Annotated in this window: 16 protein-coding genes and 1 pseudogene; 11 read left to right on the plus strand and 6 right to left on the minus strand. The window is 69.6% G+C overall.

What is annotated here, in order from left to right; genetic code table 11:
- Positions 1-89 precede the first annotated feature (89 nt).
- The 5 genes from JK363_RS13795 (at position 90) to gap (ending at position 4,981) form a co-directional block, all read left to right on the plus strand.
- Positions 90-1,187, plus strand: coding sequence for an LLM class flavin-dependent oxidoreductase (locus JK363_RS13795; protein WP_201875155.1), 1,098 nt, complete (start codon positions 90-92; stop codon positions 1,185-1,187).
- Entirely contained in the window at positions 1,184-1,798 is a 615-nt protein-coding gene (locus JK363_RS13800; protein ID WP_201875156.1) for an FMN reductase, read from the plus strand. Before JK363_RS13795 ends, JK363_RS13800 begins: the two co-directional genes overlap by 4 nt.
- A gap of 75 nt (positions 1,799-1,873) precedes the next feature.
- Positions 1,874-2,590: an acetate uptake transporter family protein gene (locus JK363_RS13805; protein WP_201875157.1), complete on the plus strand. Its 717-nt coding sequence runs from the start codon at positions 1,874-1,876 to the stop codon at positions 2,588-2,590.
- 327 nt (positions 2,591-2,917) lie between these two features.
- Entirely contained in the window at positions 2,918-3,874 is a 957-nt protein-coding gene (locus JK363_RS13810; protein WP_201875158.1) for a GlxA family transcriptional regulator, read from the plus strand.
- 108 nt (positions 3,875-3,982) lie between these two features.
- Positions 3,983-4,981, plus strand: a complete 999-nt coding sequence (gene gap / locus JK363_RS13815; protein ID WP_201875369.1) for a type I glyceraldehyde-3-phosphate dehydrogenase — start codon at positions 3,983-3,985, stop codon at positions 4,979-4,981.
- A gap of 25 nt (positions 4,982-5,006) precedes the next feature.
- Here the strand turns inward: gap and JK363_RS13820 are convergent, their stop codons facing one another.
- From JK363_RS13820 to JK363_RS13835, 4 genes are all read right to left on the minus strand, one after another.
- Positions 5,007-6,032: a proline racemase family protein gene (locus tag JK363_RS13820; protein ID WP_201875159.1), complete on the minus strand. Its 1,026-nt coding sequence runs from the start codon at positions 6,030-6,032 to the stop codon at positions 5,007-5,009.
- A 147-nt stretch (positions 6,033-6,179) separates the two neighbouring features.
- Positions 6,180-7,016 carry a DeoR/GlpR family DNA-binding transcription regulator gene (locus JK363_RS13825; RefSeq protein ID WP_201875160.1) on the minus strand — a complete coding sequence of 279 codons (837 nt, stop codon included), beginning with the start codon at positions 7,014-7,016 and terminating at the stop codon, positions 6,180-6,182.
- Positions 7,017-7,111: 95 nt separating this feature from the next.
- Positions 7,112-8,122, minus strand: coding sequence for a zinc-dependent alcohol dehydrogenase family protein (locus JK363_RS13830; protein ID WP_201875161.1), 1,011 nt, complete (start codon positions 8,120-8,122; stop codon positions 7,112-7,114).
- A gap of 46 nt (positions 8,123-8,168) precedes the next feature.
- Positions 8,169-9,965: a dihydroxyacetone kinase family protein gene (locus tag JK363_RS13835; RefSeq protein ID WP_201875162.1), complete on the minus strand. Its 1,797-nt coding sequence runs from the start codon at positions 9,963-9,965 to the stop codon at positions 8,169-8,171.
- Positions 9,966-10,302: 337 nt separating this feature from the next.
- Here JK363_RS13835 and JK363_RS13840 point away from each other — a divergent pair, with 337 nt between their 5' ends.
- The 6 genes and pseudogenes from JK363_RS13840 to JK363_RS13865 all read left to right on the plus strand — a co-directional run bounded on the left by JK363_RS13840 (position 10,303) and on the right by JK363_RS13865 (position 17,037).
- Positions 10,303-11,577 (plus strand): MFS transporter, encoded by a 1,275-nt coding sequence (locus tag JK363_RS13840; RefSeq protein WP_236075759.1) that lies wholly within the window; start codon positions 10,303-10,305, stop codon positions 11,575-11,577.
- Between the two features lie 173 nt (positions 11,578-11,750).
- Positions 11,751-12,575 carry a triose-phosphate isomerase family protein gene (locus JK363_RS13845; protein ID WP_236075760.1) on the plus strand — a complete coding sequence of 275 codons (825 nt, stop codon included), beginning with the start codon at positions 11,751-11,753 and terminating at the stop codon, positions 12,573-12,575.
- An 82-nt stretch (positions 12,576-12,657) separates the two neighbouring features.
- Positions 12,658-13,122, plus strand: a complete 465-nt coding sequence (rpiB, locus tag JK363_RS13850; RefSeq protein WP_201875164.1) for a ribose 5-phosphate isomerase B — start codon at positions 12,658-12,660, stop codon at positions 13,120-13,122.
- Between the two features lie 104 nt (positions 13,123-13,226).
- Complete coding sequence (gene tkt / locus JK363_RS13855; RefSeq protein ID WP_201875165.1) at positions 13,227-15,308, plus strand: transketolase; 2,082 nt, start codon at positions 13,227-13,229, stop codon at positions 15,306-15,308.
- Between the two features lie 12 nt (positions 15,309-15,320).
- Positions 15,321-15,638 (plus strand): annotated as a pseudogene (locus JK363_RS13860) (transaldolase family protein); the annotation flags it as partial.
- Positions 15,639-16,110: 472 nt separating this feature from the next.
- Positions 16,111-17,037 (plus strand): aminoglycoside phosphotransferase family protein, encoded by a 927-nt coding sequence (locus tag JK363_RS13865; protein ID WP_201875166.1) that lies wholly within the window; start codon positions 16,111-16,113, stop codon positions 17,035-17,037.
- Positions 17,038-17,509: 472 nt separating this feature from the next.
- Here the strand turns inward: JK363_RS13865 and JK363_RS13870 are convergent, their stop codons facing one another.
- Together JK363_RS13870 and JK363_RS13875 are read right to left on the minus strand one after the other, a co-directional pair.
- Positions 17,510-18,901 carry an OFA family MFS transporter gene (locus JK363_RS13870; RefSeq protein ID WP_201875167.1) on the minus strand — a complete coding sequence of 464 codons (1,392 nt, stop codon included), beginning with the start codon at positions 18,899-18,901 and terminating at the stop codon, positions 17,510-17,512.
- Between the two features lie 76 nt (positions 18,902-18,977).
- Positions 18,978-21,113, minus strand: coding sequence for an acetate--CoA ligase family protein (locus tag JK363_RS13875; RefSeq protein ID WP_201875168.1), 2,136 nt, complete (start codon positions 21,111-21,113; stop codon positions 18,978-18,980).

A 21,113-nucleotide genomic window follows, 5' to 3' on the forward strand; every position in this document is an offset into this window, starting at 1 on the left:
CCACTTCCCGTGCACGCACAGTCATCCCAGTCATGCCGTGGACTCCTACCGTTCGAGAAGCACTCAATGACCTGATAACTGGAGGAACCTTGCAATTCGGGATCTTCAGCGTCGGCGACGTCACACCGGACCCCACCACGGGCCGTACGCCGACCGAACGCGAGCGCATCAAGGCCATGGTCGCCATCGCGCTGAAGGCCGAGGAGGTCGCCCTCGACGTCTTCGCGACCGGCGAGCACCACAACCCGCCCTTCGTGCCCTCCTCGCCGACCACGATGCTCGGCTACATCGCGGCGCGGACGGAGAAGCTGGTCCTCTCCACCTCCACCACCCTCATCACCACCAACGACCCGGTGAAGATCGCCGAGGACTTCGCAATGCTCCAGCACCTCGCGGACGGCCGGGTCGACGTGATGCTGGGGCGCGGCAACACCGGCCCGGTCTACCCCTGGTTCGGGCAGGACATCCGGCAAGGCATCAACCTGACGATCGAGAACTACGCGCTGCTGCACCGGCTGTGGCGCGAGGACGTCGTGAACTGGGAGGGGAAGTTCCGGACCCCGTTGCAGGGCTTCACTTCCACGCCTCGGCCGCTGGACGGGGTCCCGCCGTTCGTCTGGCACGGCTCGATCCGCTCGCCGGAGGTCGCCGAACAGGCCGCTTTCTACGGCGACGGCTTCTTCCACAACAATATTTTCTGGCCGGCCGACCACACCAAGCGCATGGTCGAGCTCTACCGCACCCGGTACGCGCACCACGGGCACGGCACGCCCGAGCAGGCGATCGTCGGCCTGGGTGGGCAGGTGTTCATGCGGAAGAACTCCCAGGACGCGGTGCGCGAGTTCCGGCCGTACTTCGACAACGCGCCCGTGTACGGGCACGGGCCGTCCCTCGAGGACTTCACCGATCAGACGCCACTGACCGTCGGCTCCCCCCAGCAGGTGATCGAGAAGACGCTGTCCTTCCGGGAGTACGCGGGCAACTACCAGCGCCAGCTGTTCCTGATGGACCATGCCGGACTGCCGCTGAAGACCGTCCTGGAGCAGATCGACATGCTCGGCGAGGAGGTCGTGCCCGTGCTGCGCGAGGAGTTCGCCAAGGGGCGCGCGGCCGGGGTGCCGGACGGGCCCACCCATGAGTCCCTGCTCGCCGCCGCCTCGGAACCGGAGAAGGTGACCGCCACATGAAGCTCGTTGCCGTCTCGGCGGGGCTGAGCGTCCCGTCCTCCACGCGGCTGCTCGCCGACCGGCTCACCGATGCGGTCCGCGATGACCTCGCCGACCGGGGCCACACGGTGGAGGTCGACGTCATCGAGCTGCGGGCCCTGGCCGTCGCCGTCGCCAACAACCTCGTGACCGGTTTCCCCCCGCCACAGCTGGCCACCGTGATCGAATCGGTCACGGGCGCCGACGGCCTGGTCGCCGTGACTCCGGTGTTCACCGCCTCGTACAGCGGGCTGTTCAAGTCCTTCTTCGACCTGATCGATCCGGAGGCCCTCACCGGCAAGCCGGTCCTGATCGCAGCAACGGGTGGCACGGCCCGCCACTCGCTGGTCCTGGAACACGCCCTGCGCCCGCTGTTCACCTACCTGCGCGCCGTCGTCGTCCCCACGGCGGTCTACGCCGCGTCCGAGGACTGGGGCTCCGGCGGCGACGCATACACGCAGGGCCTGCCCGCACGCATACGCCGGGCAGGCGGGGAATTGGCCACGCTCCTGGCCGCCAGGGCCGCCGATCCGGGACCCGAAGACGACATCACCTCGTTCGAGAAGCAGCTCTCCGATCTGCGCGTCGACTGAGAGCGCCAAGGCCTACACCAGGACCCGGCTCGCCCCTCTGCCCCCTTGCAAGCCCGACTCACAGGAGAGTTCACCATGAGCACCAGTCCCGAATCATCCCCGGAGCGGGCCGAGCCGACGGGCCGGCACTTCGAACCGGACCTGCGTGCGATGACCCGCATCAATCTCCGCCCCATCGCCTCGCCGATGCCGGTCGGCTTCTTCGCGGTGGCAATCGCCTCCGTCATCGCCGGAGGGCTGCAACTGGGCTTCTTCGGTGACGGCGCCCATCGGGCGGTCGCCCTGACGATCCTGCCGGCCTTCATCCTGCAACTGATCGTCAGCATCCTGGCGTTCGGTGCGAGGGACGTGCTCGCTGCGACGCTCATGGCGTGTTTCTCCGGAACCTGGCTGGCGAACTCCCTGGTGCTGGGCCTCGAACCGCCGTCGGGCATCGAGGTGCTCGGCTTGCTCAACCTCGTGTTCGCCGTCTTCGCCCTGCTGATGGCGACCGTCGCGCACCGCAAGCGCGTGATGTGGTTCGTGCTGTGCGTGGCCGTGCCGCGTTTCGCGGTCGCGGCGCTCTTCAACTTCACCGGTGTCGCCTGGCTCGGCTACGTGTCCGGGGCCCTCGGACTGCTCCTCGCGGGTGTGGCCATGTATGCCGCGTTCGCGCTCATGCTGGAGGACATGAGGGGCGAGGAGGTCCTACCCGTCGGACGTCGGGGCCCGGCGTACGACGCAGTGGAAGGGGACCTGGCCGTGCAGCTGCGCAACCTCGAACGTCAGGCGGGCGTCCGGCGCACCCTGTGAGTGTGTGAACGCATCGAGGGGGAGGCACGCTCACTTACTGATCAAGCCCCCACCTGCATGGATGATGTATCGGCACCCGCACTGCTCGAACTTGCTACATCGACCGTCGGCTTGCTCACGTTGAACATCGTGGCCGCTGAACACTGGTAAGCCGTCAAATGGAGCCTGCTTTAGCTTGATCTTTAACCTGTGCGGCGTGGTCGTGGCGTGCGGTGAGCCGGGCGGAAGGTAACGACGCTCGCGATGTAGCGAGCCAGTCACGCACAGTCACGACGGGATGAGGTAGTCGTCTCTCGCGCAAGCCGGCGCCCCACGTAACCTCTTCCTGTGCCAGCCTCCCGCCTGCATCGCGTCGCCGTCCTCGTGCTCGAGGGTGCGAAGCCGCTCGATGTCGGAATTCCCGCGCAGGTTTTCACGACCCGCGCGAGCATGCCGTACGAGGTGCGGGTGTGCGGGGTGACACCCGGTCTTGTGACCGGCGGCGATGGCCTGGCGTACTACGTCGACCACGGCCTCGACGCCCTTGCGTGGGCCGACATCGTCTTCGTCCCCGGCTACCGGTTCCCGGACCGCGACGACCCGCCGCAGGCCGTCGTCGACGCACTGATCGCCGCCCACGCCCGGGGCGCGCGGCTCGCCGCCATCTCGACGGGCGCCTTCGCGCTCGCCGCCACGGGCCTGCTCGACGGCAGGCGCGCCACGACGCACTGGCACTACACGCGGGCACTCGTGGCCAGGCACCCGCTCATCCAGGTCGATGAGAACGTGCTCTTCGTCGACGAGGGCAGCGTGCTCACCTCGGCCGGCGCCGCCTCCGGCATCGACCTGTGCCTGCACATCTTGCGCGGCGACCTCGGAGTGGCCGCGTCCAACCACGCGGCCCGGCGTCTGGTTGCCGCCCCCTACCGCAGCGGCGGCCAGGCCCAGTACGTGCCGCGCAGCGTCCCCGAGCCACTCGGCGAGCGGTTCGCCGCCACCCGCGAGTGGGCGCTGCACCGGCTCGGCGAGCCCCTCACCCTCGACACACTGGCGCGGCAGGCCGAGGTCTCGCCGCGCACGTTCTCCCGGCGCTTCGTCGAGGAGACCGGCTACACGCCGATGCAGTGGGTGATGCGCGCCCGCATCGACCTGGCCCGCGAACTGCTCGAGCGCTCACAGCGCAGCGTCGAACAGATCGCCGCCGATGTCGGGCTCGGCACCGGTGCGAACCTGCGCCTGCACTTCCAGCGCATCCTCGGCACCACACCGAGCGAGTACCGGCGCACCTTCACCCGGGGCGAATAGCCCCGCCCGGCCCCGCGTGGCGGGATCCTTTTGAACCATGGCGATCCCGCCACTGTCAGCGGCGCCAGCCGCGGGCGAGCCTGGTGCGGAAGGGAAGGGACATCACTCATGACTCGCATCGCCATCAACGGATTCGGCCGCATCGGACGCAATGTGCTGCGCGCACTGCTGGAGCGCGACAGCGCCCTCGAGGTCGTCGCCATCAACGACCTGACGGAGCCCGCCACTCTCGCCCGGCTGCTCGCCTACGACAGCACGGCCGGCCGGCTCGGGCGCCCGGTGACCGTCGACGGGGACGCCCTCGTCGTCGACGGCCGTCGGATCACGGTGCTGGCCGAGCGCGAACCGGCGCAGCTGCCGTGGGCCGAACTCGGCGTCGACATCGTCCTGGAAGCCACCGGCCGCTTCACCTCGGCCAAGGCCGCCCGCGCCCACCTCGACGCGGGCGCGAAGAAGGTACTCGTCAGCGCGCCATCAGACGGCGCCGACGTCACGCTCGCGTTCGGGGTCAACACCGACGCCTACGACCCGGCCATGCACACGATCGTCTCGAACGCCTCCTGCACCACCAACGCGCTCGCGCCGCTGGCCGCGGTCCTCGACGAACTCGCCGGTATCGAGCACGGGTTCATGACGACGGTACACGCCTACACGCAGGAGCAGAACCTGCAGGACGGTCCGCACCGCGACGCCCGTCGCGCCCGGGCCGCCGGCGTCAACATCGTGCCGACCACGACCGGCGCCGCCAAGGCGATCGGCCTGGTGCTGCCGAAACTCGACGGCAAGCTGTCGGGCGACTCGATCCGCGTACCGGTGCCGGTGGGCTCGATCGTCGAACTCAACACGACCGTCGCCCGCGACGTGACGCGCGACGACGTGCTGGCGGCGTACCGCGCCGCAGCGGAGGGACCGCTCGCCGGCATCCTCGAGTACTCGGACGACCCGCTCGTGTCGTCCGACATCACGGGCAATCCTGCATCATCGATCTTTGACTCGGCCCTCACCCGCGTCGACGGCCGCCACGTCAAGGTGGTCGCGTGGTACGACAACGAGTGGGGCTTCTCGAACCGCGTGATCGACACGCTCGAGTTCCTCGCCACCCACTGACCGGACGCCGGGGCCGGCAGGACGGTCAGCGCAGGACGAACCCGGTGCCGAGGTCGTCCACCGGATCGAGCTCGAAGCGGTGCTCACCGGTCCGGTACGCCGTTCCCGTCACCTCGGGAACGACGGCCGGGAAGCCGTCGGCTGTCAACTCCTCGATGATCCGCGCGTGGAAGCGGGTGCCGACGATCGAGTCGTGGACGAGGGTCTGCCCCGGCTTGAGGTGACCGGCAGCCGCGAGCACGGCAACGCGTGAGCAGGTACCGGAGCCGCACGGGGAGCGGTCGACCTGGCCGTCGGCGAAGACGGTGACATTGCGCTGGTGCGGGTTGCCGTTCTCGTCGGTGCCCAGGTCGTCGTACAGGATGGTGCCGTAGATGCCGCTGAGGCGGTCGTCGACGGGGTGACGGGCGTACTCGGTTTCGTTCAGCGCCCACTTGACCTCGCGCCCGATCACGATGAGGTCGGAGTAGTGCTCGGGTGTGACGGTCAGCCCGACGCTTGCTGCTTTCAGATGGGCGTAGATGGCGCCGCCGTAGCCGATGTCGACGACGACGTCCCCGCGCGAGGTGGCGACGGTGACGCGCTCGGCGAGCCGGTAGCTGGGGACATTGACGAAGTCCACGCCGCAGATCCGTTGGCCGGCCGTGTGCACGCGCAGGGTGACCCGTCCCGAGGGGACGTCGATGACGACCGTGGTGCTGCCGGATGGGTCGCGGGCGACGCGGCCGGTCTGCACGGCCCAGATGGCGAGCGCGATGGAGCCGTGGCCGCAGGCGGTCGAAAAGCCGTCCTTGTGCCAGAACAGCACGCCGAAGTGGGCGCCCTCGTCGTCGGGCGGGGTGATGAACCCGCCGTACATGTCGGCGTGTCCGCGGGGTTCGCAGCACAGCAGCTTGCGCAGGTCGTCCACGTCGGGGTTGCTGATGGCGAACATGCGGCGTCCGGCGACGGTGGCCCCTTCGATGGCGACAGGAGGACGGGGAACGATGCGGAACGGTTCGCCGCCGGTGTGGTAGTCGACGGTGCTGATCGCCTCGGACTGGCTCGCCATGGTGCTCCTCGTGTACCGGCCGAAGTAACCGATGAGGATCTGCCCACCCTGTGGGTGCCGGAAACGGTGGCGTATCTGGACCGAGCAGGCCCTTCCCCACGGCCGTCCTTGACGGCCGCGTCAGGCCGTCCGTGAGGGACCGGCGGCCTACTCCGACGATTCCGCGGGGGCCAACTGCAGCCGTACGCCCATTGCGTGCAGGGCGTCCTGTTCGTCCTTGGGGAGTTTGCGGTCGGAGATGACCAGGTCGAAGTCGGAGAGCGGGCCGAGCTGGTAGAGGGCTTGGCGGCCGAACTTGGTGTGGTCGACGAGGAGGACCTTGCGGCGCGCCGCTGCGAGCAGGGCGCGCTTGACGAGGGCCTCTTCCTGGGACTGGTGGTAGCAGTGGCCGCTGTCGACGGCGGAGACGGAGATGTAGGCGACGTCGGCCCGCAGGGAACGGGCCATGTCGGCGGTGAACATCCCGACAAAGGCGTTGAAGGATGCCTGGTAGACCCCGCCCAGGGCGATCACCTGGACCTCTGGCTCGTCGGCGAGCTTGTTGATGACCTGGAGGGAGTTGCTGATCACGGTGAACGAACCGCGGGAGGGGAGTTCGGTGATGAACGGCAGCACGGTGCTCGAGTCGTCGACGATGATGGCCTGGCCGGGTTCGACTTCCTCCAGCGCCGCCTCGCAGATGGCCTGCTTCTCCTCGAGCATGGTGCTGCTGCGCCAGCGCAGGTTGCTCTCGAACAGGGCGCTGGGCGCGGCCGTGGCGCCGCCGCGGACCTTGCGGAGGAACCCCTGCCGCTCCAGGATGTCCAGGTCGCGGTAGACGGTCATCTGACTGACCGCGAGGTCCTGTACCAGGTCCTCGATCGAGACTTGGCCCTGCTGGAACACCTGGTCCGCGATCTTCTCACGGCGGCCCTTGGGGCTGAGCTTCGATGGTGCCCGGTCGCCGTCGCCCCGGCGGTCCGGCGCTCCGCTGGTGTCGGTCACCTTTTCTTCCTTCCCTGGTCGGGGACGACATGCCGAGTCTACGGCGGCGTGTCGTCCCGCCCGCCCCGTCAGCCGAGGGCGGGCGGGACGGCGGTTCAGCCGGCGCCGCCGGGCAGGATCTGGATCTTGCGTCCCGTGCCCTTGCGGAAGGTCTCCAGAGCCTGCTCGTACTCGTCCAGGGAGAAACCGTGCGTGATCATGGTGTCGCAGTCGATGACGCCGTGGCCCACGAGTTCCAGGGCCCGCCCGTAGCTCTGCAGGATGGCCATGCTGCCGACGACGGTGATCTCGTCGTTGTAGATCCGGAACGGGGAGAAGGAGGCCGTGTCCTGGTCGGGGGCGCAACCGAACTGCTGGAAGGTGCCGCCGCGGCGTACGCGCCCCAGACCGTCCTCGATCGCGGGGACCGCACCTGTGCAGTCCACGACCACTTCCCAGCCGCCGCGCTGGGCCCGCGGCAGGTCGTCGGCGCTGGTGGCGACGTTGTCCGCGCCAAGCTTGCCGGCGACCGCGAGCCGGCCCTCGTTGAGGTCGACGACCTCCACGGACGCGGCGCCCGCCCGCTTGGCGGTCTGCAGGTAGAGCAGACCCATGGTGCCGGCGCCGTAGATGAGGAAGTTGTCGCCGAGGCGGGGACGGACGATGTCGAGGCCGTGGACGATGGTCGACAGCGGCTCGATCAGAGTGCCGTGCCGGGGTTCCAGGCCGGCCGGCAGCCGGTAGAGGTTCTTGGTGGGGACCTTGACGTATTCGGCGCAGGCGCCGTTCTCGGTGATGCCTATGGTGCGCCAGTTCTCGCAGAGGTTGCCGCGGCCCATGGCGCAGTAGTGGCAGGCCTCGCAGTAGATGGCCGGGTCAGCACCGACGAGTTCGCCGGTGGCCAGGCCGGTGACGTGGGAGCCGAGCTCGACGATCTCGCCGGAGAACTCGTGGCCGGGTACGACCGGGTAGCGGGTCGGGCCGAACTCACCAGCCAGCATGTGCACATCCGTGCCGCACAGGCCCACGGCGGCGACGCGCACGACGACCTCGTCGGGGCCGGGGTTCGGGTAGGGAAGGGTGGTGACGTTCAGCTTGCCGGGGGCTTCAATGACGACGGCTCGCATGGCGTGTGCCTGCCTTTCGAAAGGGGGAGGGCCGGGCGGAATGTGGTCATCGGCAGGCGGTCAGCGACTCGCCGACCGCCGTGAGGATGAGGGCGAGGGAGGCGGCGCCGGCGTCGGGGTGGCCGTAGCCGAGGTTTCCCATCCGGGCGGCGCGGCCGCGGGCGGGGGTGAGCCCGGCGGTGTCAGCGGCTGCCCGGGTGGCGACACTGGCGGCGGCCGACCAGGCGGTGACGAGGTCGGTGCCGGTGCCGGTGCCGGACTGGTGGTGGAGCTCCTTGCGGAACGGGTCGAGGGCGTCGAGCAGGGTCTTCTCCCCGACGCGGGCGCCGCCAAGCTCGACGATCGCGTCGAAGGCGCCGTCGACGGCGTCGGCGAGCAGGAGCGGGGTCACCTGCTGCTGTCCGGTGCGGGCGGCCCTGATGAGTCCAGCGCCGCTTTCGGTCAGCAGGGCACCGTAGAGCGCTCCGGAGGCGCCGCCGGAGGCGTCGGCGAGGGCCAGACCGGCTGACAGCAGGGTGGTGCCCACGGCGGACGGACTGCCCGGCTTCGCATGACTGGGCTCGGTGGAGCGGGCGGTGGCGACGGCAGCGCGCAGGCCGCGGACTATGCCGATGCCGTGGTCGCCGTCACCGGCAACCGCGTCGAGCCGGCCGAGCTCTTCCTCGTTGGCGGTGACCAGCTCCAAGGCGGCCTGGAGGGCGGCGGTGACCGGGAGGTCCTCGCCCGAGGGCCGGGCGCTGTCCGGCTGCTCAGCGGCGTGCTCGTCGATTGCCGGCCGGACGTCGTGGGCGACGGCGTCGGTGCTCGGGGCAGGCAGGCTGCGGAAGGCCGGGGTGTCACAGGGGGCGTCGTACAGATCGGCCAGTTCGTCGTCGAGGACCATCACGGACAGGGACAGGCCGGCCATGTCGAAGGAGGTGACGAACTCGCCGACCTCCGGTCGGTGCGGCCGGAGCCCCGCGTCCAGCAGCCGCCGGTGCACATGCCGGTAACAGGCGAACAGCTCTTCGTACTTGGTCCGGCCGAGGCCGTTGAGCAGGACGGCAACGCGACCGTCCGCTGTCTGTGGGAGTTCCGGCAGCAGGTTGTCCACCAGCTCGTCGGCCAGCTCCACGGCGTTCAGGCGCTTCGTCGCCCGCAGGCCGGGCTCGCCGTGGATGCCCATCCCCAGCTCCATCGTGCCCTCGTTGACCGTGAACAGCGGCTCGCTCGCGCCGGGGAGGGTGCAGCCGGCGAAGGCTGCGCCGAAGGTGCGAGTCATGGCGTTGGCGTGCTGCGCGGCGCGAGCGACGCCTTCGAGGTCGTCGCCCCGCTCGGCGGCCGCGCCCGCGACCTTGAACACGAAGAAGTCACCGGCCACACCGCGGCGGTCGCGGGAGGGGTCGACGCGCGCACCCTCCACCGGGGCGGGCCCGCTGGCCACGTCGTCGGTGACGATGACGGTGCGCGTCTCGACGCCCTCGGCGGCCAGGCGGCGGGCGGCGAGGCCGAAGTGCATGACGTCGCCTGCGTAGTTGCCGTAGCTGAACAGCACCCCGGCGCCGCTGTCGGCGGCTCGGGCGGTGCGGTAGACCTGCTCGGCGCTCGGGCTGGCGAACACGTCACCGATCGCGGCCGCGTCGGCCAGACCTGGTCCTACCAGGCCGGCGAAGGCGGGGTAGTGCCCGGAGCCGCCGCCGATGACCACGGCCACCTTGCCGGGGTGGGGAGCGTTGCGGCGGACGACCCCGAAGGCCCCGGGGACCCTGCGCACCGTGCGCGCATACGCGGTGGCCAAGCCTTCGATCCAGTCCTCACGGAATGTGGAGGCGCAGTGGGAGGGGCCGGTGGACAAATTGATCATCGGGTCTCACTCCTAGACGTCGTCCCTGTTTGATTTAACATCTGGATGCGGAATCTGTCACTCCCCTGTTGCAAATTTGGTGACGCCAAGACCGGCTTCCGTGGACTCGGAAAGAGACTCATGGCGCATCTGAGCTGCGCATTTGCCGGTAGGAAGGTATGGGCCAGTCGATTCGCAGGCGACGGATGGGTCCGGCTGAGGAATCTTTCAATCACATCTTGCGTGTGGATTCCACATCCAACATGATGATGGCGTTCCCCCGCCCACCGCACCACTGGAGGCCGCCATGGCCCATATCCAGGCACCTGCAGGCACCCATCGGTCGCTCCTCGACCGCATGGGAATCCCCAGACCCCTCGTGTTCGGCTACGTCGGACTGTTGCTGTTCATGGTCGGCGACGGCGTCGAGTCGGGGTTCATCGCGCCGTACATGGCGCATCACGGCGCCGGCACCGAACTCCGCGCCTCGTATGTGATCACCGTCTATGGCGTCGCCGTCATGCTGGCGTCCTGGCTGTCGGGAGCCCTGTCCCAGCTGTGGGGGCCGCGCCGTGTCATGCAGCTGGGGCTCGCGATCTGGGCCGTCTTCGATGTCCTCTACCTGGTCCTCGCCCTCGCACCCGGCAATTACGTATTGATGCTCGTCTTCTACGGCATCCGGGGCTTCGGCTACCCGCTGTTCGCCTTCGGCTTCCTGGTGTGGATCACCGCCACGGCGTCGTTCGCCCGCCTCGGCACGGCCGTCGGGTGGTTCTACGTCGCCTTCACCGGCGGACTTCCCACCCTCGGGTCCTTGGTTGCCAGCTTCGCCAACCCTCTGTTCGGTCATTTCGGCACCCTGTGGGTGGCGCTCGGCATGATCCTCGCGGGCGGCGCGCTCTGCCTGCTCGGCGTGCGCGAGCGCACCGGCTACGCCCGCCTGGCGCCCCCGGAGGTCAAGCCGGTCCAGAGCCTGCTTGCCAGCCTGTCGATCGCCTGGCGCAACCCCAAGATCGGTGTCGGCTGCGTCGTTCGCATCATCAACACCGCTCCGATGTTCGGCTTCCTCGTCTTCTTCCCAACCATCTTCGCCGAGGAGATCGGCTTCGGAGAGGGCGGCTGGCTGACCCTGGTAGCGATCATCTTCGGCACCAACGTGATGTTCAACGTGGTGTTCGGCGCGATCGGCGACCGCATCGGCTGGCAGAAGACCATCGCGACCTTCGGCGGGCTCGGGTGCGCCTTGACGATCCTCCTGCTGTACTTCGTGCCGCTGGCCGTCGGCGACCACTACTGGGTCGCGGTCGTCGTCGGCATGCTCTACGGCATCACCCTGGCCGGGTTCGTCCCCATCTCCGCGCTCATCCCCTCGCTCGCCCCGGAGAACAAAGGCGGCGCGATGGCCCTGCTCAACCTGGGTGCGGGCGGCGCCGCGTTCATCGGCCCCGCCATCGTCAGCGTCTTCCTCGGCCCGCTCGGCCCGGGCGGCGTGGTCGTCATTTTCGCCGGGCTGTACGTGGTCGCCGCCCTGTTGACCCTCTTCCTCAAGCTTCCGGAGGAGTCCTCCCCGGCTGTGTCGGCGCCCGCGGAGGAGGCCGAGGTCCCGGGGCCCGTCGACAGCGCTCGCATCTGACCGTCCCCGGCCTGTCTCCGTGCGGCGGAATCCCACGAGCCGTCACGGGGTCCCGCAGCCCGGGGGACACCCCGACCGCCCCCGGGCTGCGGCGACCGCTGGACACGTTCCCGATCCACGAGGATTCACGGCTTGCACCGGGGAATCCACAGAAACCCTGTTGGAAGAATTTCATGCCGCATGTGATGCACGAGGAGCCGCGGCCTGCTCCGGCCCTCCGGACGCCCTTCGTCGGAGTCTCCCTGAAGCTCTACTTCGGTCTGGCGGAGACCCGGTGCTGGCTCGCCGAAGTTGCCGCGCTGGCCGACCACCTGAGCGCCCTGCCCCGCCCGGTCGACGTGGCCGTCCTGCCGTCCTTCCCCGCGCTGGCCGAAGCCCGCTCTCTGCTCGCGGGGAGCGGCATCACCTTCGGTGCTCAGGATGTGCACTGGGCCGGAAAGGGCGCGTGGACCGGCGCGGTCTCGGCATCGATGCTCGTCGAGGCCGGAGCCCACTACGCGGAGATCGGCCACGCTGAGCGCCGCCTCCATTTCGGCGAGGACGACGCCGCGGTCGCTGCCAAGGCCCGCGCCGCCACCCGCGCCGGCCTCACCCCCGTCATCTGCGTAGGCGAGCAGCACGGCGAAGACCTCGGCCGCGCGGTCGAGGAGACTCTCGTGCAGGTGGACAGTGCGCTGCGCGGGGCCGAGCCCGGCAGCGACGTGGTGATCGCCTACGAACCGGTCTGGGCGATCGGCGCCGACACCCCGGCGCCCGCTCCGCACGTCCGCGCAGTCGTCGAGGCCATGGGCGAGACCTTGCGCGCATACGACGTCCAGGGCCGGATCATCTACGGCGGCACGGCCGGTCCCGGAACCTTCACAGAGTTGACCGACGGCGGTCGCTGGACCGGCCTCGACGGCCTGTTCCTCGGCCGGCTCGCGCACGACCCCGCCAACCTGCGCAAGATCCTTGACGAAGTCGCAGGGTTCTGGCCCAAGGCGACGACCGCCTCCTGACGCGGCCTCAGCGCCACCTGACGCAGCCTCAGCACCATCGAAGCGCCCCGAGAAGTTCCCCAGAGAATCCGAGGAGACGACCATGCAGCAGCCCCTCAGCATCGCCATCGGATGCGACGACGCCGGCATCGCCATGAAGGACGCGATGATCCACCACCTCACCGAGCGCGGCCTTCGCGTCACCGATCTGAGCGCCGCCGACGAGGAGGACTACCCGGACGTCGCCGAGCGCGTCGCGCACAGCGTCGCGCGCGGCGAGCACGTCCGCGGCGTCCTCATCTGCGGCACCGGCATCGGCATGGCCATCGCCGCGAACAAGGTGCCCGGCATCCGGGCCGCGCAGATCCCGGACAGCTACAGCGCCGAGCGGGCCCGCAAGTCCAACGACGCCCAGATCGCCTGCTTCGGGAACCGCACCATGGGCATCGAGGCGGCCCTCGTCTGCCTCGACCACTGGCTCGTCTCCGACTTCGCCGGCGGCGGCTCCACCCGCAAGGTCGACAAGATCCGGGAGGTCGAGACGCGCAACCTGCGGCGTACCGCCTGACCGACGTCACCGCACCGAGCCACGCCGCGCCGCCGTATGCGGTTGCCGCGCACGGCGCCGGACCCCCACGACCCGCCCCGCATCCGGAAGGAACCGCGTCACCGGTGAGCACCCCGACCACCGCCCCGAAGCCCTTCATCTGGTCCGATCTGGACCGCCGAGCCATCGACACCGGCCGCGTCCTGGCCATGGACGCCGTCCAGCGCGCCGGCCACGGACACCCCGGCACCGCCATGGCCCTGGCACCCGTGGCGTATCTGCTGCACCAAAAGCTCATGCGCCACGACCCGGCGGACCCGGAGTGGTCCGGCCGGGACCGCTTCGTGCTGTCCGCCGGCCACTCCAGTCTGACTCTCTACATCCAACTGTTCCTGTCCGGCTACGGCCTCACCCTGGACGACCTGAAGTCCTTCCGACAGGCGGGCAGCCGCACCCCGGGCCACCCCGAATACGGCCACACCGCCGGCGTGGAGACGACCACCGGCCCGCTCGGTCAGGGGGTTGCCAACGCGGTGGGCATGGCAATGGCGGCCCGCTACGAGCGTGGGCTGTTCGACCCCGAGGCGCCTGAGGGCGCTTCGCCCTTCGACCACACCGTCTGGACTCTGGCGGGCGACGGCTGTCTCGCCGAGGGCGTGGCCGCCGAGGCCAGCGCGCTCGCCGGCCATCAGCAGCTGGGCAACCTGGTCCTGATCTGGGACGACAACCGCATCACCATCGAGGGCGACACGCACACCGCCACCAGCGAGAACGTCCTCGCACGCTACGAGGCGTACGGCTGGCACGTCCAGTACGTTGCTGCCCGGCCAGACGGCGATGTCGACGAAACGGCCCTGCACGAGGCCCTGGAGACCGCGCGTGCGGAGACCGGCAGGCCCTCCCTCGTCGCCGTGCGCACCGTGATCGCCTGGCCCGCGCCGAACGCCCGCAACACTGCCGCCTCCCACGGCTCCGCGCTCGGCTCCGACGAGGTCGCCGCCACCAAGAAGCTCCTCGGATTCCAGCCGCAGCACAGCTTCGAGGTGGCCGAGGAGGTACTGGCACACACCCGGGACATCGGTCGGCGCGGCCACGCAGCACGCGCTGACTGGGAGCGGCAGCTCCAGCAGTGGCAGTCCGAACACCCCAGGCGCGCCGCCGAGTTCGAGCGCATACGAGCGGGAGAGCTGCCGACCGACTGGGCGGCGGCGATTCCCCGGTTCCCAGCCGGTGGTGCCATGGCGACCCGCAAGGCGTCCGGCGAGGTCCTGAAAGCCCTCGGGCCCGTCCTGCCCGAGCTGTGGGGTGGCTCCGCAGACCTCGCGGGCTCCAACAACACCACCATCGACGCCTTGTCGTCCTTCCTCCCAGCAGACAACCCGCTGCCGACCGCCGACCCGTACGGCCGCACGATCCACTTCGGCATCCGCGAGCACGCCATGGGCGCGGCCATGAACGGCATCGTGCTGCATGGCAACACCCGCATCTACGGCGGCACCTTCCTCGTCTTCTCCGACTACATGCGCCCGGCGGTGCGGATGGCCGCGCTGATGCGGCTGCCCGTGACCTATGTGTGGACGCATGACTCCATCGGCCTCGGCGAGGACGGCCCGACCCACCAGCCGGTCGAGCACCTGGCGTCCCTGCGTGCCATCCCCGGACTCAACGTGGTCCGCCCGGCCGACGCCAACGAGACCGCCATCGTCTGGGCCGAGATCGTACGTCGCCACAGCGCCCGCCCCGCCCCGCACGGACTGTGCCTGACCCGCCAGAGCGTACCGATCCACGGGGCGAACGAGGAGGCGGCCAGGGGCGGTTACGTCCTGCTCGAAGCCGAGGGCGGCGCGCCGCAGGTCATCCTCATCGCGACCGGCTCGGAGGTGCAGTTGGCCGTCACCGCCCGCGCCGAGCTCCAGGCCGACGGCATCCCCGCGCGCGTGGTGTCGATGCCCTGCCGGGAGTGGTTCGAGGAGCAGGACCAGGAGTGGCGCGACCGTGTGCTGCCGCCGTCGGCCCGGGCCAGGGTCTCGGTCGAGGCCGGCGTCGCCCAGGGCTGGCGCGACTACATCGGCGACGCCGGACGCAGCGTGAGCCTGGAGCGCTTCGGCGCCTCCGCGGACCACCGGTTCCTGTACGAGCAGTTCGGCATCACCGCCCAGGCCGTGGCCGACGCTGCCCGAGCCTCCCTCGCCGCCGCCGGAAGCTGAAGGAGCAACCCCGTGAACGACGCACTCGACCGCCTATGCGACCACGCGCTCTCCATCTGGCTGGACGACCTGTCCCGCGACCGCATCACCTCCGGCAACCTCGCCGAGCTGATGGTGGCCAAGAACGTCACCGGAGTCACCACCAACCCCTCCATCTTCCAGGCTGCCATCACCACCGCGGACGTACGCGCGGCGTGCGACATCCTGCGCCCGGTGTACGAGGCCACCCGCGGGCGGGACGGCTGGGTATCCATCGAAGTCGACCCGCGCTTGGCCCACCGCACGGAGGCCACCATCGCCGAGGCCGAGCAGCTGTGGTGGCTGGTCGAGCCGCGCTGGCCCGCTCCCTGACCGGCGTGACGGGTGACTGACCGCCGTAGCTACAGGAGAAACGGGCCTTTACGGCAGTGATGTCGCCGAGGTTGGGCACGGTCGGTCAGTGGTGGGACTGGATCCGGGACGCCACGAATCGGTCTCGGCGTGCCAGGCAAGGGTGCCGCCAGGGCGGCGTGGACCCCGAGGTCCGGGCCGCCGTAGCCGGAGCACAGACTCCCGATCGAGTCCTGGCGCTTCTCACCAGGCCCGCAACCAGCTACCACCCGACGCTCATAAACAACCCGCCGGTCTTTGCCGTTCCCGAACTGGGAGCCCGGTGCCCTGACTCAGACACCAGCCGCGAAGCAGGCTGCGGGTAGCGTGACGTCCTTTTGCTCTGGAGAGGCCCGCTGACGGAACGGGCGTGGCGGTGGGCATTCCGGAGCGTGAGAGTCGGTTCCGCCTGTCTCACGTACTGTGGCTTCGCATGACCGACTCCGAGATCGAGATCACCGCAGAGCTGGTACACGATCTTCTCAAGGGCCAGCATCCGGACCTTGCAGGGTTGGCTATCCGCGAGGTAACGGGCGGCTGGGACAACCAAATGTGGCGGCTTGGGGATGAGTTGGTCGTGCGCATGCCGCGCACGGAACGTGCCCCGGATCTCCAGCGCAAGGAGCGCCGGTGGCTGCCCGTTCTGGCCCCGCGCCTTCCGCTCCCGGTTCCGACCCCTGTGCGGATCGGCGAACCGTCAGCGCGTTTCCCGAGGCCCTGGAGCATTATGACGTGGGTTCCCGGCGAGCCACTCGACTACGCCTCGATCAGTCGCGGCGAGCACGCGGCCGACACTCTGGCGGGCTTCCTCAGGGCGCTCCATGTGGAGGCGCCCGCCGAGGCGCCGACCAGTTCGGACCGCGGCGCTCACCCCAAGAAGTGCACGGACGGCTTCGAGAAGTTCTTGCAAGCCGTTGCCCCTGGCGGCATGGTCGCCGACGTCCGGGCCGTCCGGGCCGTCTGGGACGATGCCGTTGCGGCTCCCGAGTGGGAGGGCCCGCCGGTATGGCTGCACGGTGACCTCCATGCCGCGAATGTCGTCGTCTCGGACGGGACGCTCTCGGGCGTGATCGATTTCGGTGACATGTTCGCCGGCGATCCGGCGTGGGACCTCGCGGCCGCGTGGCTGCTCCTTCCCGCGGGCGCGGCCTCACGGTTCTTCGAGGTGTACGCGCATACGGACGAGGCGACGATCCGGCGCGCCCGAGGGTTGGCTGCTCTGAAAAGCCTCTTCCTCATCCTTATGGGCCAGAACGGGGAACGGGGCCTTCCTGGCGGCAAGCCGACATGGGGACCCGCAGGCCGGGCGGCGCTCGATCGTGTTCTGACATCCAGCTTGGGCTGGCCCTCTCCGGCATAGGCCCCGCTCCCATCTCCGGGCGTGACACTGGTGGGCTCGCGTCAACTGTCACCAGTTCTCCGAGGGGCCAGCCTGGTGGTGACCGCCAGTGGCCGCAGGTCATGAGGAGTTCCCGCAGGAGGGCGGCTGCCCGCCAAGGCAGGAGATGACGGAAGGCTTCGTGGGTCAACTCGATGTCGCCTGGGCCGAGCCGCTGACCGGCCGGATGGCCGGCCCTTCCACGTCAAGGACGGCGAACACGACGAGACCGTCCCCGACGGCTACCCCATGGTGGACGTCGGGGACGGTCGCATGGACTACCGCCGCTTCTTGACCGCGGTCGGCAGGACCCACGGCGTCCGCCGTGACCACCACTGGCTGGTGGAGCACGACGAGCCCGCCGGTTTGCTGACCACCGCCCGCCGCTCCGCCCGCTGTCTGCGGTCGCGGCGGTGCGGCGGACGAGGCCGAGCGAGGGCCCCTCGCGGCGGGGCTAGACGGCCTCGCGGCTGATCGGCTGCGGGTTCGGGGCGATGTCCTGGATCCGCGGCCGGCCGGGCTGCCGCAGCAGCAGGGCCACCGCGGCCGCCACCATGGAGATGCCGCCGGCCAGCGCGTACGCGCCGTCGTAGCCCCAGGCGTCGACCACCATTGAGCCGAGGCCGCCGCCGAACAGCCCGCTGATCAGCTTTCCGCTGTACACCAGGCCGTAGTTGGTGGCGTTGTAGTTCTCACCGAAGTAGTCCGGGGTCAGCGCCGCGAACATCGGATAGAAGGCGCCGCCGCCGAATCCGGAGAGGAAGGCGAAGAAGAGGAACAGCGCCTCGTTGTGGATGTTGCCGGCCCAGATCACCCCGAACTGGGCCAGGCCCAGCACCACGATGACGAACACCAGGGTCCTCTTCCGGCCCCACAGGTCCGACAGCCAGCCCACCACACCGCGTCCGACACCGTTGATGACGGACATGATGCCCATGGACGAGGCCGCGACCAGCGGGCCGAAGCCCACGTCCTTGGCGTAGTCGACCTGGAAGGAGATCCCGAAGATCGACACCCCGGCGGTGAGCACCAGGGAGACCCACATCAGTGGCAACATCCCGGTCTTGATGGCCTCCTTGGGCGTGTACTGCCGCACCGCCGGCGGGTTCTTCGTCAGGCTCGCCGCGCTCTTGGCGTTGCCGTTGTAGCTCAGTGGGTCGATGCCGGCGGGCCACCAGTTCTTCGGCGGGTCCTTGAAGAACCAGGCGCAGCCCGCCACGATGATCAGCACATAGACCCCGATGAGGTCGAGCACCTCGTCGAAGTTCCCCGTGTCGAACCAGTAGTTGAAGATGAAGATGAACGGTAACGCGCCGTAGGCGAACCCTCCGTTGACGAACCCCGTCTTCGCCCCGCGCCGCTCCGGGAACCACTTGCCCACCATGTTGATGCAGGTGGCGTAGACGAACCCGGATCCGAGCCCGCCGACGACGCCGAAGCCGAGGATCGCCCCGAAGACGTTGTCGACGTGGGAGAGGGCCAGGAAGCCGATCAGACACAGTCCGGCTCCCAGGAACATCGCTCTGCGGGCGGTCAGGATCCCCTTCTCCCGCAGCCACCCGGCGGGGAAGGCGATGCCTGCCTGGAAGAACACCCAGACGCTCAGGATCCAGAAGGTGTTGCTCTGGGTCCAGCCGTGTGCCTCCGAGAGCGTGTCCTCCGCCGAGCCGTACGCGTACTCGGACACGCTGATGGCCATCATCGCGATCCACGGCAGATAGACCATCAGCTTCCGGCTATGGCCCAGGATGTCGCGGTCGGTCTCGCCGATGCGGTACGTGCGCCCCTTGCTGTCCTGCACTTCACGGAAGGGGAGGACCCCTTCCGGTTGTTCTGCTGTGCTCATGTCGTCCCCTTGGCTTCGAAGGAGCCCGGCCAGCGCCCCCTGTCCAATCTCTTCGTGCTCCGGGAAACGTGGGTGGCTATGTGAGCAGCCCCGCGGACCTGGCCCAGCGGTACTTGGCGCCCAGGACGGCCACCGGCTTCTCGGTGGTGTACGGATACGCCACGACCCCGCGCTCGAAGAGGTATGCGCACGCTTCCTCGACCTCGGTGTCGCCCGCGAGCGAGGCCACCACCGGCTTGGCGATGCCCTGCGCGCGGAACTCTTCGACGACCCGCGCGGTCAGCTCGGCGAACACCATCGGCGGGGTGACGATGGTGTGCCAGTAGCCCAGGACCAGGGCGTGGATCCGCGGATCCGCCAGGCCCAGCCGGATGGTCGCCTCGTAGGTGGACGGCGGTTCGCCGCCGGTGATGTCCACCGGGTTCCCGGCCGCGCCGAACGGCGGGATGAAGCGGCGGAAGGCGGCGTCCAGGTCCGCGGGGATCTCCATCAGGGACAGCCCGTTGTCGACGATCGCGTCTGACAGCAGCACCCCCGAGCCCCCGGCGCCGGTGATGACGACAACGTTGTCGCCCTGTGGTGTGGGCAGCACGGGCAGCGCCCGCGCGTACTCCAGCATCTCGTTGAGACCGGGCGCCCGGATCACCCCGGCCTGCCGCAGGATGTCGTCGTAGACCGCGTCATCCCCGGCCAGCGCGCCGGTGTGGGAGCCGGCCGCCTTGGCGCCCGCCGCCGTACGGCCCGCCTTGAGGACCACCACCGGCTTCCTGGGCACCGTGGCCCGCGCCGCCTCCACGAAGGCGCGGCCGTCCTTGAGGTCCTCCAGGTGCATCGCGATGCACTGGGTGCGGTCGTCCTCGCCGAACCAGGTGAGCAGGTCGTCCTCGTCCACATCCGACTTGTTGCCGAGGCCGACGATCGCCGAGACACCGGTCTTGGTCGTCCGGGCAAAGCCCAGGATCGCCATCCCGATGCCACCGGACTGCGAGGTGAGCGCCACCGGCCCCTTCACGTCGTACGGGGTGCAGAAGGTGGCACACAGGTCCTGCCAGGTGGAGTAGTAGCCGTAGATGTTCGGCCCCAGCAGCCGCACCCCGTGCTCCTCGGCGATCTCCACGATCCGCCGCTGAAGCTCGTGTTCACCGGTCTCGGCGAAGCCGGACGGGATCAGCACGGCGTTCGGGATGCCCTTGCGGCCGACCTCCTCCAGCGTGGCGGGCACGAACTTCGCGGGGATCGCGAAGACCGCCACATCCACCTCGCCGGGGACGTCCGTGACGCTCTTGTACGCCTTACGGCCCAGGATGTCATCGGCTTTGGGGTTCACCGGGTGGATCTCCCCGGAGAAGCCGCCGTCGATGAGGTTGCGCATCACCGAATTGCCGATCTTGCCCTGCTCGTTGGAGGCGCCCACCACCGCCACCGAGCGCGGCTGCATCAGCCGGCGCATCGCGCGCAGGATCTCCTCGCGCGAGTAGCGGCGGCGCTCCTGCGGGGCGGGGTCCCCGATCAGCAGTCGCACATCGGCGGCGAGCACCCCGCTCGCGGTGGCGAACACCGGGTTGAGATCGACCTCCGTGATCTCCGGGAAGTCCGTCACCAGCCGGGAGATCCGCACGATCAGGCCGGCCAGCGCCGTGCGGTCCACCGCCTCCCCGCCGCGCACCCCGCGCAGCACCTCGGCGGCGCGGATCCCGTCCAGCATCGACAGCGCCTCGTCCTCGGTGGCCGGGGCCAGCCGGAAGGTGATGTCCTTCAACACCTCCACCAGCACCCCGCCGAGCCCGAACGCCACCACCTTGCCGAAGGTGGGGTCGGTGACCGCGCCGACGATGACCTCCTGGCCGCCGTCCGGGATCATCTGCTGCACCTGGACGCCCTGGATCCGGGCCTCGGCGTTGTACGAACGGGCGTTGTCGACGATCGCGGTGAACGCGCCCCGCACCTCGGCGCAGGACGTCAGCCCCACCCGGACCCCGCCCGCGTCGGTCTTGTGCAGGATGTCCGGGGACACGATCTTGAGGACGACGGGGAAGCCGATCCGGTCGGCGAGCGCCACCGCCTCGTCGGCGGACTCCGCCAGCCCCTCGGCCGGGGTCGGGATGCCGTACGCGTCGGTGATCCGCTTCCCCTCGGGAGCGGTCAGTGCCGTGCGCCCCTCGGCGCGGGCTGCGTCCAGCACCACGCGCACGGCATCGTTGTCATACGTCAC

It is taken from the genome of Streptomyces coffeae, from assembly GCF_016741875.1.
GTDB lineage: Bacteria > Actinomycetota > Actinomycetes > Streptomycetales > Streptomycetaceae > Streptomyces > Streptomyces coffeae.

Bases quoted from the DNA above. Each gene is read 5' to 3' on its own strand.
- JK363_RS13835 (WP_201875162.1), bottom strand. From the start codon at position 9,965: ATGATCAATTTGTCCACCGGCCCCTCCCACTGCGCCTCCACATTCCGT.
- JK363_RS13820 (WP_201875159.1), bottom strand. From the start codon at position 6,032: ATGGCGAGCCAGTCCGAGGCGATCAGCACCGTCGACTACCACACCGGC.
- JK363_RS13865 (WP_201875166.1), top strand. From the start codon at position 16,111: ATGACCGACTCCGAGATCGAGATCACCGCAGAGCTGGTACACGATCTT.
- JK363_RS13845 (WP_236075760.1), top strand. From the start codon at position 11,751: ATGCCGCATGTGATGCACGAGGAGCCGCGGCCTGCTCCGGCCCTCCGG.
- gap (WP_201875369.1), top strand. From the start codon at position 3,983: ATGACTCGCATCGCCATCAACGGATTCGGCCGCATCGGACGCAATGTG.
- JK363_RS13800 (WP_201875156.1), top strand. From the start codon at position 1,184: ATGAAGCTCGTTGCCGTCTCGGCGGGGCTGAGCGTCCCGTCCTCCACG.
- JK363_RS13840 (WP_236075759.1), top strand. From the start codon at position 10,303: ATGGGAATCCCCAGACCCCTCGTGTTCGGCTACGTCGGACTGTTGCTG.
- rpiB (WP_201875164.1), top strand. From the start codon at position 12,658: ATGCAGCAGCCCCTCAGCATCGCCATCGGATGCGACGACGCCGGCATC.
- JK363_RS13805 (WP_201875157.1), top strand. From the start codon at position 1,874: ATGAGCACCAGTCCCGAATCATCCCCGGAGCGGGCCGAGCCGACGGGC.
- JK363_RS13830 (WP_201875161.1), bottom strand. From the start codon at position 8,122: ATGCGAGCCGTCGTCATTGAAGCCCCCGGCAAGCTGAACGTCACCACC.
- JK363_RS13870 (WP_201875167.1), bottom strand. From the start codon at position 18,901: ATGAGCACAGCAGAACAACCGGAAGGGGTCCTCCCCTTCCGTGAAGTG.